10 protein-coding genes are annotated in these 13,517 nt (G+C 68.0%); 8 read left to right on the top strand and 2 right to left on the bottom strand.

The annotated features are described in order from the left end of the window. The 3 genes from AACZ35_RS01820 to AACZ35_RS01810 all read left to right on the top strand — a co-directional run. The coding region (locus AACZ35_RS01820; protein ID WP_339825359.1) for an efflux RND transporter permease subunit at positions 1-812 on the top strand (812 nt) is incomplete at its 5' end. Next, the gene (locus AACZ35_RS01815; RefSeq protein ID WP_339825357.1) at positions 809-1,438 is read left to right on the top strand and encodes a helix-turn-helix domain-containing protein; all 630 of its coding nucleotides are present in this window, start codon (positions 809-811) and stop codon (positions 1,436-1,438) included. The genes AACZ35_RS01820 and AACZ35_RS01815, both read left to right, overlap by 4 nt. 36 nt (positions 1,439-1,474) lie before the next feature. Beyond that, on the top strand, positions 1,475-2,371 hold the full coding sequence (locus tag AACZ35_RS01810) for an SDR family NAD(P)-dependent oxidoreductase (RefSeq protein WP_339825355.1): 897 nt from the start codon (positions 1,475-1,477) through the stop codon (positions 2,369-2,371). A 1-nt stretch (position 2,372) separates the two neighbouring features. On the opposite strand, the gene queD is transcribed toward AACZ35_RS01810, so the two are convergent. Together queD and AACZ35_RS01800 are read right to left on the bottom strand one after the other, a co-directional pair. Continuing rightward, entirely contained in the window at positions 2,373-2,732 is a 360-nt protein-coding gene (queD, locus tag AACZ35_RS01805; protein WP_339825353.1) for a 6-carboxytetrahydropterin synthase QueD, read from the bottom strand. Between the two features lie 31 nt (positions 2,733-2,763). Next, complete coding sequence (locus AACZ35_RS01800; protein ID WP_339825351.1) at positions 2,764-3,288, bottom strand: hypothetical protein; 525 nt, start codon at positions 3,286-3,288, stop codon at positions 2,764-2,766. Positions 3,289-3,644: 356 nt separating this feature from the next. On the opposite strand from AACZ35_RS01800, the gene AACZ35_RS01795 reads away from it, so the two are divergent. The 5 genes from AACZ35_RS01795 to AACZ35_RS01775 are packed head-to-tail and all read left to right on the top strand — an operon-like array spanning position 3,645 to position 13,491. After that, a complete protein-coding gene (locus AACZ35_RS01795) occupies positions 3,645-5,474 on the top strand; it encodes a hypothetical protein (RefSeq protein WP_339825348.1) in 1,830 nt (609 codons plus the stop codon). Further along, a complete protein-coding gene (locus AACZ35_RS01790; protein ID WP_339825346.1) occupies positions 5,471-7,342 on the top strand; it encodes a hypothetical protein in 1,872 nt (623 codons plus the stop codon). Before AACZ35_RS01795 ends, AACZ35_RS01790 begins: the two co-directional genes overlap by 4 nt. Then, positions 7,339-9,441, top strand: a complete 2,103-nt coding sequence (locus AACZ35_RS01785; protein ID WP_339825344.1) for a tetratricopeptide repeat protein — start codon at positions 7,339-7,341, stop codon at positions 9,439-9,441. The genes AACZ35_RS01790 and AACZ35_RS01785 overlap by 4 nt, the downstream gene beginning before the upstream one ends. Next, positions 9,434-11,284: a tetratricopeptide repeat protein gene (locus tag AACZ35_RS01780; RefSeq protein ID WP_339825342.1), complete on the top strand. Its 1,851-nt coding sequence runs from the start codon at positions 9,434-9,436 to the stop codon at positions 11,282-11,284. The genes AACZ35_RS01785 and AACZ35_RS01780 overlap by 8 nt, the downstream gene beginning before the upstream one ends. After that, complete coding sequence (locus AACZ35_RS01775) at positions 11,281-13,491, top strand: tetratricopeptide repeat protein (RefSeq protein ID WP_339825340.1); 2,211 nt, start codon at positions 11,281-11,283, stop codon at positions 13,489-13,491. The genes AACZ35_RS01780 and AACZ35_RS01775 overlap by 4 nt, the downstream gene beginning before the upstream one ends. Positions 13,492-13,517 lie beyond the last annotated feature (26 nt).

Genomic DNA, 13,517 nt, shown 5'->3' with positions numbered 1-13,517 from the left:
GCGTCTACGTGCAGGCCGATGCGCCGTATCGCATGGTGCCCGAAGACTTCAACCTCTGGTACGTGCGCAACAACCAGCGCGAGATGGTGCCGTTCTCCTCGTTCGCCACCTGGCACTGGGAATACGGCTCGCCGCGCCTTGAGCGCTACAACGGCGTGCCGGCGGTGAACGTCACCGGCATGGCCGCCCAGGGCGTGAGCTCGGGCGACGCCATGGCCGAAATGGAGCGCCTGGCCGAACAGCTGCCGGCCGGATTCGGCCTGGAGTGGTCGGGTGCGTCCTACCAGGAGCGCGTGGCCGATGCGCAGGTGCCGCTGCTGTACGCGCTGTCGCTGCTCATCGTGTTCCTGTGCCTGGCGGCGCTGTACGAAAGCTGGACCATCCCGACCTCGGTGCTGCTGGTGGTGCCGCTGGGCATCCTGGGCACGGTGCTGTTCACCTGGATGCGCGGGCTTGAGCGCGACGTCTACTTCCAGGTCGGCATGCTCACCACGGTCGGCCTGTCGAGCAAGAACGCCGTGCTGATCATCGAGTTCGCCAAAGCCAACGTCGAAAAGGGCATGGACCTGGTCGAAGGCACGCTGGCCGCCATCCGCGACCGCCTGCGTCCGATCCTGATGACCTCCATCGCCTTCGGCTTCGGCGTGCTGCCCCTGGCCATCGCCAGCGGCGCCGGTTCGGGCGCGCAGCGCGCGATCGGCACCGGCGTCATCGGCGGCATGATCAGCGGCACCTTCCTGGGTATCTTCTTCATTCCCCTGTTCTTCGTGATGGTGCGGCGCGTGTTCTACCGCAAGGAAGCCAAGCGATGAGCCCGATGCCGGCCGGCGGCGGCGCCAAGGCCAGGGCGCGCCAGGAAGCGCAGCGCGAGCGCATCCTGGAAGCGGCGCGGGCGTGTTTTTCCGAAGGCGGCTTCCACGGCACCGGCATGGCGGCGATCGCGCGCGCGGCTGGCATGAGCCAGGGCCTGATCTACCGCTACTTCACCAACAAGGCGGCGATCATCCGCGCCATCACCGACGAGCAGCGCGAAGAGCGCCGCGAGGCGCTGGCCGGCATCGCCACCTGTTCGGAGCTGGTGGACAAGCTGCTTGAGAAGATCGACGCCTGGCGGGAGAGCGGGCCGGGCGAGGCCTGCGAGGGTGGCTTCGACGCCGCCTTGTTCCTGGAGGTCTCGGCCGAAGCCACGCGCGACGCCGACATCGCCGCCGTGGTCACGGCCCAGGAACCGCAGATCTGGGTGGATTTCGAAGACCTGGTCCGTCGCAGCGCCATCGCCGCCGGCAAGCCGCTCGAGGCCGATGCCGTGCGCCGCCGCACCGTAGTGATGCGTTGCCTGGTGGACGGCCTGATCCTTTGTTACGTGCGCGACCCGCAGCAGGACCGCGACGTGCTGCGCCACAGCCTGCAGGAAGCGATCACCGCTCTTTGTTTGTAGTACGCTGGCTCCCGCCCACCCGCAGGAGCCCGCGCCATGCGTTATTCGCTGATCGGCCTGTTGTCCGCTGCCCTTGTGCTGCTCCCGGTGGGCGTTGTCGCCCAGGAGCCCGTTTCCTACGCCGGCAAGACCGTACTGGTCACCGGCTCCACCGACGGCCTTGGCCGGGAACTGGCCCGCAGCTTCGCCGCCGAAGGCGCCCACGTCATCGTGCACGGGCGCAACGCCGAGCGCGGCCAGGAGTTGGTGGAAGAAATCACCGCATCGGGAAAGGGATCGGCGCGTTTCATCGCCGGTGATTTTTCCTCGATGCAGGCCGTGCGTGAGTTCGCCGACGCCGTGGCCGTTTCAACGCCAAGACTCGACCTGCTGGTCAACAACGCCGGCGTCGCCTTCAACGACGGCCAGCGCCGCACCAGCCAGGACGGCCACGAACTACAGTTCGCCGTGAACTACCTGGCCGGCTGGGTGCTGGTGCACAAGCTGCGGCCGGCGCTGAAGGCCGCCGCGCCTTCGCGCATCATCAACGTGTCGTCCGGCAGCTCGGCGCCGATCGACTTCAACGACGTGATGCTCGAAGCCGAAGGCGCCGCCGCCCGCGGTTACGGGCAAAGCAAGCAGGCCCAGGCGACCATGACCAAGGCGCTGGCGCCGGCCTTCCTGGCCGACGGCATCACCATGATTTCGTTGCACCCGGCCACGCTGATGAATACGACCATGGTCAAGGGCATCGGCATCCCGCCGCGCTCCACGGTGCAGGACGGCGTGGACCATGTGATGGGCCTGGCGCACGCGCCGACGCTTGGAGCCGGCGCCTTCTACCTGCAGGGCGGCGTGCCGCGCGACACCATGGACCCGCAGGGCCAGGATCCAGAAGCGCAGGCGAAGCTGCTGGCGCTCAGCGCCGAACTGACCGGCGTCCCGGCCGACTGATTCACTGCGGTCCGGTGTACCTGCACCCTGAGGTGCAGGTCTCGTGCACGACTACGGCCGACAGGCCGGGCAGGGCGGGCTGCAGCTTGTCCCAGATCCAGATGGCGAGGTTTTCGCTGGTCGGGTTTTCCAGGCCGGCGATGTCGTTGAGGTAGTGGTGGTCGAGCTGGTCGTAGAGCGGCCTGAAGGCCGCCTTGATGTCGCCGAAGTCCATCACCCAGCCGGTGTCGGCGCCGACGTCGCCCGAGACGTGCAGTTCAACCCGGAAGCTGTGGCCGTGCACGCGCGCGCACTTGTGGCCCGCCGGCACGTTGGGCAGCCGGTGCGCGGCCTCGAGGGTGAAACTCTTGAAGATGTCCATGGCCGGCATTGTAGCCCCGGCCACTGCGGACTCAGCGGATCGCGAGTACGTCGTCGGTTTCACCGCTGGTGGCCATGCCGTAGTCGAAGGCGCGGACGCGCCCGTCCGGGTCCACCGACAGGCTGAAGGAAACGAAGCGCACCTCCTCCCCGTCAAGCTGGGCCAGGCCGGCGCCGTCGAAACGACGGCCGCCCTCGTCCAGGCAGGTCGCCTGGGCCGACACCAGCGAAAAAGCCACGTCGGTGCCGGTGAGTTTGGCACTGAGCTGCTCCTGTACCGACGACTGCACCGTCCAGCCCGGCGCCACCGCCTCGCGCGGCGTGCCGGCGGCGAGCGAATCCGGGGCAGGGCGCGGGGCGGTGGCGCCGACGTTGGCCGACAGGGCCAGGGCCAGCCCCGCGACGGCAGCCAGCGTGCCCAGGCCCATCAGGGCCCGGCTTCGGCTGCGCGTGGGGGAGGGCGGGGCGGCGGTGGCGGCGGCAGCGCGGGGGGCGAAGGACTGCGCAGCCCAGGCCAGGTCGGCATCGGTCAGGTCTTCACGGATCAACAGGGTCATGGCCAGGTTCCGGGAGAGGGGTCCGGGAAGAGGCTGCAGCATCCGTGCCAGCGGCCTCCATGGCGCGCAAGTTATTGATCCGACATGACAGTCGTTCGATGTCCGGTGGGCCAGCCCGGCAAATTGCCCGCCCCGCCCGGGCCGCGTGCTTGCGAAATGCATGCCCGGGTCCGGCCACGGGTCGCACCCCAGCCCTCGCAAGGCCGGCAATGCGCTGGCGAAACGGCGCATGGCGGCGCGTTCGGCCAGTTTGTACGCCCCGCAAGCGGCGTCTATGCTGGCCGTCGGCTCGGGGGAGCGCTGACGTGGTGCCGCCGCTCGCCTCTCCCCCTCCGGCCCAGGGGGGCTTGAGACAGGTGAGTTCGTTCCAGGGACACCGCCGTCGAAACATCGTTCGTGCCGTGCTGGCCTGGCTGGCGCTGTCGTGGTTGCTGTTGGCCATGGCCAACCTGCTGTTCCCCGCCTTGGGGCTGCCGCTGTCGGGCGTGCAGTGGGTCGTGTGGGTGCTGCTCCTGGCGCTGCTGCCGACGCTGTGGTTGGCCTGGCGCCGCGGTGGTGCCCCCGTCGATCCCGAACACGGCGCGCGCGCGGCTCGCCGCATCGACCAGATGATCGTGGTGCTGGCGCTGGCCGCGCTGAGCCTGACCCTGCTTCGGCAATTCATCATCGGCCATGGCCCCGAGCCCGGCATCGCCGCCGGGCCGCAGGCGCCGGTTGAAGCGGCACCCGCCGTCACGCGGCCGGTGGACCCGCATTCGATCGCGCTGCTGCCCTTCGTCAACATGAGCACCGACCCGGAGCAGGAATATTTCTCCGATGGCCTGTCCGAAGAACTGATCAACGTGCTGGCGCGCGTGCCGGGGCTGAAGGTCACGTCCCGCAGCTCGTCCTTCCTGTTCCGCGAAACCGAGCTGGGCAGCCGCGAAATCGCCGCCCAGCTTGGCGTGGCCAACCTGGTCAGTGGTTCGGTGCGGCGACAGGGCGACAGCGTGCGCATCAGCGCGCAGCTGGTGGACGCCGCCAGCGAACAGCTGCTGTGGTCGGCCACCTTCGACCGCAAGCTCGAGGACATCTTCCGCGTGCAGGAAGAAATCTCCCAGGCCATCGCCGACGCCCTGGCGACGTCGCTGGGCGTGCGCACGGTGGAAGTGGCACCGGCCACGCAGGACCTGCAGGCCTACGAACTCTACCTGCGCGGTCGCCAGCTGTTCGCCCTGCGTGGCAGCAACCTTGAATCAGCGCGCAGCCTGATACAGCAGGCGGTGGAGCGCGACCCGGACTTCGCCGACGCCTGGGCCACGCTGGCCAGCATCGAATACGTGATGCCCAGCTATCTGGCCACGCCGACCGACGAGGCCAGCGCGCGCGCAGATGCCGCCGCCGGCCGCGCCCTGGCCCTGGTGCCGGAACTGCCCGCCGCGCTGGCCGTGCGTTCGCGCCTGGCCGCCGATGCGGGCGAGCGGCTGGAATCGCTGGCGCTGGTGGAGAAGGCGCTGGCGGCGCAGCCCAACAGCGCCAACTCCTGGGTGTGGAAGGGCCTGACCCTGCTCGAGGCCGGCCACGTCGCCGCCGCGCACGACGCCTTCGACCGCGCCCGCCAGCTCGATCCGCTCAGCGGCATCCAGCTGGGCTGGCTGGGCGCCACCGAACTGATGCAGGGCCGGCATGCGCAGGCCCGGGCCAACCTCGAGCGTGCGCACTCACTGGGCTGGCGCGGTCCGGCCGCCGTCTGGCTGCTGAAGCTGGCGCTGATCGAAGGTGACGCGGCCGAGATCGAACGCCGCTATGCGGACTGGGTGCGGGAAGACGGCCGCATCGGTGCCGGCGAACGCGTCGTGCACGACGAGCTGGCGAGCATGATTGCCAATCCCTCGCAGCGCCGTGCCGCGCACATGGTGCTGGCCGAAGCCGCGGCGAACTTCCCCGGCTACGACTGGACCGTGCTGAACCTGCTGATGGGCCTGACCGAACCCGCCATCAACGAGGCCCTGCGACCCAAGCCGGGCTCCGGCCAGCTGCTGCTGATGCTGGTGTGGTCGCCCGAAACCCGGGCATTTCGCGAACACCCCCGCTTCCTCGAGATCGACGCCACCCGCGGCCTGCTTGAGTTCTGGGCCGAACACGGCGAACCCGACGCCTGTCGCCTTGCCACCACGACGCCACCGCAACTGGAGTGCGACCGATGAGCCTGTTCGCCGAACTCAGCCGCCGCAACGTCATTCGCATCGCGGGCTTTTACCTGGTCGCGGCCTGGCTGGTCGTGCAGGTCGCCGAGACGGTGCTGCCCGCTTTCGACGTGCCGGGCTGGGTGCTGCGGGCCCTGATCCTGGTGCTGGCGATCGGCTTCGTGCCGGCGCTGGTGTTCGCCTGGGTATTCGAGCTGACGCCGGACGGGATAAGGCGCGAGAAGCCCGCCGAGTCCGCGGAGGCGGGTTCGCACCGCACGGCGCGCAAGCTCGACATCGCCGTGATCGTTCTGCTGCTGGGCATTGGCGGGCTGATGCTGTGGAAGCCGGGTGCGCCGGAGCCGGCGGCAAGCGCGGGGCCTGCGCCGTCGTCCCCGGCGCCGGCAGAAAGCGCCGACTCCTCGGCCTCGGTCGCGGTACTGGCCTTCGCCAACATGAGCCCGGACGCGGAAAACGAATATTTCGCCGACGGCATTTCCGAGGAACTGCTCAACCTGCTCTCGCGCGTCGACGGCCTGCGGGTCGCTTCGCGAACGTCGGCGTTTTCATTCAAGGGCAAGGCCACGCCCATTCCCGAGATCGCGCAGGCGCTGGACGTACGCCACGTGCTGGAGGGTTCGGTGCGCAAGCAGGGCCAGCGCGTGCGTATCACCGCCCAGTTGATCGACTCGCAGACCGACGGGCACCTGTGGTCGCAGACCTATGACCGCGAGCTGGCCGACATCTTCGCCGTGCAGGAGGAAATCGCCCAGGCGATCGCCGGCGAGCTCCAGGATGTCCTGGGCGTCCGGGAGGTGTCGGTCTCGGCGCCCACCGATGACCTCCAGGCCTACGAACGTTTCCTGCGCGGCCGCACCCGCTTCTACCGGCGCGTAGAGCTGGATGACGCCATTGCCGACCTGCGCTTCGCGGTCGAACGCGACCCGGAGTTCACCGAGGCCTGGGCCTACCTCGGCGCGGCCAGCCAGGTGGTCGGAGGCGGTGGATATCCCACCGGGCTTGATCGTCAGGAACTATTTGCGGGTGCGCAGGAAGCCGCCGGAAAGGCGCTCTCGCTTGACCCCGGACTTGCAACGGCGCTGGCCGTCCAGGGGCAGATCTTCGTGGACCAGAGAAGTACCGGGAAATGGATCGAAGGTCTCGCTTTGCTCGAGCAGGCGGCAGACCTTTCAACGACCGATACGTCGGCACGCCTGTGGCTTGGCCTTGCCTGGCTGCAGCTGGGGTATGTCGAGCTTGCGCAGGCGCATCTTGAGCGGGCGCAAGCCCGGGACCCGCTCGTGGCGATCAACAACGGCTGGCTGGGCGTCGCGCTTGCGGCCCGGGGGCAATGGGAGGAAGGGACTCGCCTGGCCCAGCGTGCGTTCGAACTGAGCAGGCTTCCGTTCTGGTCGAATCTCGTCGGGGTGGGCCTGGCCAGTGGGGGCAGGAAACAGGAAGCCAGGCCAATGATGGAGGCTTGGTTTGCGGCGACGCCTGCGGAAGGCTACGACCCCGAACTGGGTCCGGCGCTGGTGGCCAAAATGCTGGACGCCATGGACGATGCGGCCGGACAGGCTTCGTTTTTCGCCGCCACGGATGTGCTGGAACCCTCCGCGAGGTCGGAAGTCTTCCTCACCGCGGGCTTGTTGTTCCAGGATGCCGAGCGGGTTTTCGGCCATCTCGACGACCCCAGCATGAGCCTGCGGGTGGCCGCCACTGCCTGGCTGCCCTCGATGGGCTGGCTGCGCGAGCATCCGCGTTTTTTCGCGATGATGGAGGAAGACGGGATCGTCGGGTTCTGGGAGCAGCGGGGCTATCCGACCGGCTGCCGCCCCGTCGATGACCCCGCCGGCCGCCGGCTCGACTGCAGCGGGTATGGCCGATGAGCCTGTTCGCCGAACTCAGCCGCCGCAACGTCATCCGCATGGCCGGGCTGTACCTCGTGGGCGCGTGGCTGATCGTGCAGGTAGCCGAAACGGTGCTGCCCGCGTTCGACGTGCCGGGCTGGGTGCTGCGCGCCATCATCATCGTGCTGGCGCTGGGCTTCATTCCGGCGCTGGTATTCAGCTGGGTTTTCGAGATCACGCCCGATGGCCTCAAGCGCGATGCCGGGGCCAATGCCGCCAATCCGGCCGGGTCACGAACGGCCAGGCGGATGGACAACCTGACCCTGGCCGGCGTGCTGGTGTTGCTGGTGGTGATTGCCGCCGATCGTTACTGGCCGCGTGATGAACCACCCGCGCAGCCCGCGGTTTCCGAATCGCCGGCTGCAACGCCTGCGAATGAAGTTGAAGCCACCGCGCGCAATGAATCCACCAGCGCTGCGAAGGCGCGCGAACCCGGCCTGATCGCGGTGCTTCCGTTCCGCAACCGCAGCGCACGCGCCGAAGACGCCTACTTCGCCGAGGGCATCCACGACGACCTGCTGACCCAGCTGTCCAAGGTGTCCGCCTTCAAGGTGATCTCACGCACCTCGATGATGCGCTACGCCGATTCAGAACTGTCAGTCCCGGAAATCGCCGCGGAATTGGGCGCATCCGTGGTGCTGGAGGGCGCCGTGCAGCGCGCCGGCGACCAGGTCCGGGTCAACGTGCAGCTGATCGACGGTGAAAGCGATCTTCACCTGTGGGCGGAGAACTACGACCGCGAACTGACCACCGAAACCATCTTCTCGATCCAGGCCGACATCGCCCAGGCCGTTGCCGAAGCGATGCAGGTGGCCCTGAGCAAGGAGGAAGCCGATGCGCTTCGCGCCGGGTCCACGCAGAACCTGGCGGCGTACGACGCCTATCTCCGCGGCCGGCTCGCCTCCGACCTCACCTCGATTTCCACCGAAGCGGCCTTGCAGGGCATCGCTGCGTACGACCGCGCCATCGCCCTGGACCCCGGCTTCGCGGAAGCCCATGCCCGCAAGGCGCGCGTCCAGCTGCTGGGCAATTGGCTGGCGGTGGGACCGCGGTCCTGGCGCGAGGACGCGCGCACCAGCCTGGCCGAGGCGCAGCGACTGGCGCCCGACAACCTCGAAACCCTGATGGCGCAGGCCTACGAGTACTACCTGGGCGACCTGGATTACGCGCGTGCGGACGCCGTCCTGCGGACCATCCTGGACCGCGTGCCCGACCACGCCGAGGCGCTGGAGGCCAGCGGCTACGTCGCCCGTCGCGATGGGCGGTTCGATGATGCCTTCTCCTACCTGGAGCGCTCGTTGGCCGTTGATCCACAGGCAACTGACGTGATGATCGCGCTGGTCGAATTGCTGTTCATCGTGCGGGGCGACTTCGCCGGCGCGGAGGCCATGCTCGAACGCGCCAGGAAGCTCGGCGCCGATACCCGGGCCCGCGCCATCTGGACCGCAGAAGAGCAGGGCGACCTCGATACCGCCTGGGCCAGGGTGGATGGCCCGCTGAACAACTTCGTGGCCGCGCCGGCGAGGGTGGCGATCAAGAGCCGCGATCCCGAACGCATTGCCCATGCGCTGTCGCCGGAGATCTGGCCCCAGGACCAGCGCAGCCCGGGCGATTTCCCAGAGGCCTACGCCATGCTGCAAGCCCAGGCCATGCTCGCGCTGGGACGGCAGGCCGAGGCCACGCGGCTGCTTGACGGGATCGGGAAAAGAATGGCCCTGCGCAGCGACCCTTATCCATCACGCTGGCTGGGAAACGCCTACTACCTCCCCTGCGACCTGCCGGGCATGCAAGGCGACCTGGCAGGCGTCCGTGCGGCGGAGGCCGACTTCATCCAAAACGCCCGCCGCGATGTCTGGGGCTCGCGGCGCATGCATCTTTCGCTGGCGATCGCCTTCGCACGCGCCGGTGATCCGGAGCGCGCACTGCACTACCTCGAGCGGCTGACCGAAACCTTTGGTCCCCATATCTATGGTTGGTTCTCCGTCGAGCCGGGCCTGGAGCCGCTGTACGCGCACCCGCGCTTCCTGGCCATGAAGGCCCGCTACGAGGAATGGCTGGAGGCACGCGGCAATGACTGATTTTCTTGCCGAACTCCGCCGCCGTAACGTCATTCGCATGGCCGGGCTGTACCTGGTGGGCGCGTGGCTGGTCGTGCAGGTGGCCGAGACCCTGCTGCCGATCTTCGACACCCCGGGCTGGGTGCTCAAGGCGCTGGTGGTGCTGTTGGCGATCGGGTTCGTGCCGGCGCTGGTGTTCAGCTGGATTTTCGAGCTGACTCCGGATGGCATCAGGCGCGAAGGCGAGGTGTCGCCCGGGCAATCCACGGCGCCCAAGACGGCCCAGCGCATGGATCGTTTGATCCTGGTTGCGTTGGCACTGGTGGTTCTGGTGGTCGCAACCGACCGGTTCTGGCCGCGAGCGGTGGTGGCGGAGCCAGCGGCAGTGGCCGACACGCCAATCCAGCAGGAGGCCGGGGCGACGGATGAGACGGTCGCGACGCCCGGCAACTCCATCGCCGTGCTGCCCTTCGTCAACATGAGCACCGATCCCGAGCAGGAGTACTTCTCCGACGGAATCTCCGAAGAGATCCTCAACGCCCTGGTCAAGGTGCAGGGTCTGCAGGTCGCCTCCCGCACCTCTTCGTTTGGCTTCAAGGGGCAGGAAGCGCTCGGCGTGCCGGCCATCGCCGACAAGCTGGCGGTTCGGCATGTCCTGGAAGGTAGCGTGCGGCGCGCAGGCGATACCCTGCGCATCACCGCGCAGTTGATCGACGCGCAGACCGACCGCCATCTTTGGTCGGAAAGCTACGACCGGCCGCTGACCGCCGAGAACGTCTTCGCGATCCAGGAAGAAATAGCCACTTCGATCGTGGCCGCGCTCAAGGAGTCACTCGATGTTGCGCAGGTCGGCAGCGTGGCGCTCACCCAGCCCACTGCAAACCTTGGCGCCTACGATCTTTACCTTCGGGCCCGCGCGCTGTTCCTGGCCCGGCGCGACCTGGGCCAGGCCGAGTTATGGCTGGACCAGGCCCTGGGACAGGACCCTGCGTTCGCCAAGGCCTGGGAGCTGCGTGCCGCGGTGACCTCCCTGTTGTACGAATACCCGGGCTCCGACCTGGGCATCGACGAACTCAACCGACTCAGCGTGCAATACGCCGAAAAAGCGCTATCGCTGGATTCGCAGAGCAGTCTGGCGCTGGCGACCCTGGCCAGGATCCGCGGCGGGATCGGCAGCGACCAGCGTCTGAATGCAGACCACGCCGCCATCATCGCCGATCTGGAGCGGGCGATCGAGATCGATCCGCACAACGTGAACGCGATGAACTGGCTGGGCCTCGCCCTTGCCTTGGTCGGCGACACCGAGCGCGCCCTGGCGGTGTTCCGCGATTGTGTTGCCGTCGATCCCCTGTTCGGCCCCTGCAGCGAAAACGAGTACGACACCCTTTGGGTTCTCGGCCGCGCGGATGAAGCCTACGCACGCATGCTTGATGCCTTGAGCCGTGGCGTCAACACCGATGGCTATGCAAACCTGCACTTGCTGGCGCAGTTCGAAGAGCGGGCGGCTTTCCTGATAACGCTCAATCATCCCATCTTGCTGCCGCAGTGGCGCCGTGGCGACGAAATCTACGACGCCCTCCGCCATCCGGAGCGCGATAATTCTTCACTGGGCAAGGAAGTGCTGCAGCACCTCGGCGAGCACGGCCGCAGTCTTTACCACAGCGCAATCCTGGTTTCCCTGGGTGTCTTCGACGAGCCCCCGCCGTCCTGGATGATCTGGGCCGCCCCGTTCAGGACATACCGGCAGTCGCCGGAGTTCAAGCAGTACATCCGCGGCAGCGGCGTGCTGGCCTATTGGCAGGCCCACGGCTTCCCCAGCGGGTGTCGCGCCACCGCGGACCAATCCTTCGAGTGTGACCAATGACCGAGCACAAGCCGGGCAGTTTTTTTGCCGAACTCCGCCGCCGTAACGTCATCCGCGTGGCCGGGCTTTACCTCGTCGGCGCCTGGCTGCTGGTGCAGATAGCGGAAACCCTGCTGCCTATATTCAAGACCCCCGACTGGGTGCTGCAGTCGCTGGTGGTGCTGCTGGCGCTGGGTTTCGTGCCGGCGCTGGTGTTTGCCTGGGTGTTCGAGATGACGCCTCAGGGCCTGCGTCGCGAAAGCGAGGTCGAACGGTCCGCCGGTGCCGTGGACCATACCGCGCGCAAGCTAGACATCGCGGTGATCGTGCTGCTGGTCGGCGTCGCCGCGATGATGGTCTGGGGGAGAGCGGGGTCAGGTTCAATTTCCCCCGGCGAAACCTCGGCAGGGGCAGCGATGGCGGCGGGGGAAAATGAACCTGACCCCATTGCTGCCGACGCGCCGCTGCGATCAATTGCGGTGCTGGCCTTCGACGACCTCAGCGCCGACCAGGACCAGGCCTACTTCGCCGAAGGCGTGTCGGAGGAACTGCTCAACGTGCTGGCCCGCATCGACGGCCTGAAGGTCGCGGCCCGCACCTCGTCGTTCAAGTTCAAGGACGGCGATGCCGACATCGGCGAGATCGGGCGGGCGCTGGGCGTGGATTCCGTGCTCGAGGGCTCGGTGCGCAAGAGCGGTGACCAGATGCGGATCACCGCCCAGCTGATCAAGGTCAGCGATGGCTTCCACCTGTGGTCGGAAAGTTACGACCGGGAAGTCGATAACATTTTTGCCGTGCAGGACGAGATCGCAACCGCCATCGTCGATGCGCTCAAGCTCCAGCTGGATATCGAGGAAGAAACCGCCGGCCGCACCACCAACGTCGCCGCCTACGACCTGTACCTGCGCGGTCGCCAGGAAGGACGCCAGCCGACGCGCGAAGGCCTGCGCAAGGCCATCGACCTGTACGAACAGGCGCTGGCGCTCGACGACGACTTCGCGGCCGCCTACGGCGGCATCGCCGAAGCATGGGTCTGGCTCGAGGACTACGGCGGCTTCCGGGCGACCGAGGCTTTCCCCCAGGCGGAACAGGCGGCGCGGCGCGCGCTGGAGCTTGATCCGCAGTCGGCCGAGGCCAAGACCTCGATGGCCATGGTCTACGACCGCTACTACAACGACCAGCAGCGGGCGACGGCGCTGTTCGAAGACATCCTGGCGACCAACCCGAACCATGTCATCGCCTACAACCTCTATGCCGACTCCCTGCTGGACATCGGCGAACCCCGTCGCGCCGTCGAAGTGCAGCGCAGTGCGGCCGAACTCGACCCGCTTTCGTTCTTTTACCGCGCCCGGCTGGCCGGGCGGCTGATAACCAACCAGCGGCTCGAAGAGGCGGAACAGGTGTTGGAAGGAGTCCTCGCGGACGACCCCGGCAACGGCTACGCGGAAGAAGAAATGGCCAGCCTGCGCAGGATCCAGGGCAGGCTGGCAGACGCTGCGGGTTACCTTGCGCGCGTGCACGCCGAACGGCCGGGTGACCCGTATTCGGCGGCCTGGCTGGCCATCGTGGGTATCGAGATGGGCGATGATGCGATGGCGGATGCCTGGGTCGCCGCGTCCCGGGCGCGTGGTGCGGACAATCGCTGGGAGCTGCTGGCCCGCCGCGCCATCGCAGAATCGCGTGGCGATACAGCGGCCCTGGATGGGCTCGCCAGCGCCAGCGGCGGCCACGTCGGCGCGCACCTGCGGGGACTCGCGGCCATTGGGCGCGAGCAGTGGCCCGAGGCGCGCAAGGCCCTCAATGACGCGCTTCGCCTCAGCAATTATCGCGATGGCCAGCCCCTGACGTTGCAGAACGTGCAGCCCCTGATCCTGCTGGCATGGCTTGACCAACGCGAAGGGCTGCCGGAGGCGGCTCGCCGGCTTGCCGAGCTCGATGCCTTCCTTGGGAAGATCCAGGCGGAAGGCGGCCAGGTGGCCAGCAACTTGAACAGCACGGTCGAGCTCGCCCGCGTCGCCGCCGTTGCCGGCGACCGTGAGCGCAGCCTCGGCTACCTGCAGGCTGCCGTGGACGAAGAAGGCTTCCGCCAGGCCTGGCTGATCGAGCGCGATCCGGTGTTCGAGGCCTGGCGCGACGATGCCGGGTTCAAGGCGCTGGCGGACCGGATGCGCAGCCTCGGCCGGGCCGAGCACGCCAAGGTGGTCGCGGCCGGCTTGCACCGGCCCTGACGTCCCGGGCCGGTCGCGCCGGATGA

Source organism: uncultured Arenimonas sp. (genome assembly GCF_963976025.1).
Taxonomy (GTDB): Bacteria; Pseudomonadota; Gammaproteobacteria; order Xanthomonadales; family Xanthomonadaceae; genus Arenimonas.
This window is presented reverse-complemented; position numbering and strand designations above follow the sequence as displayed.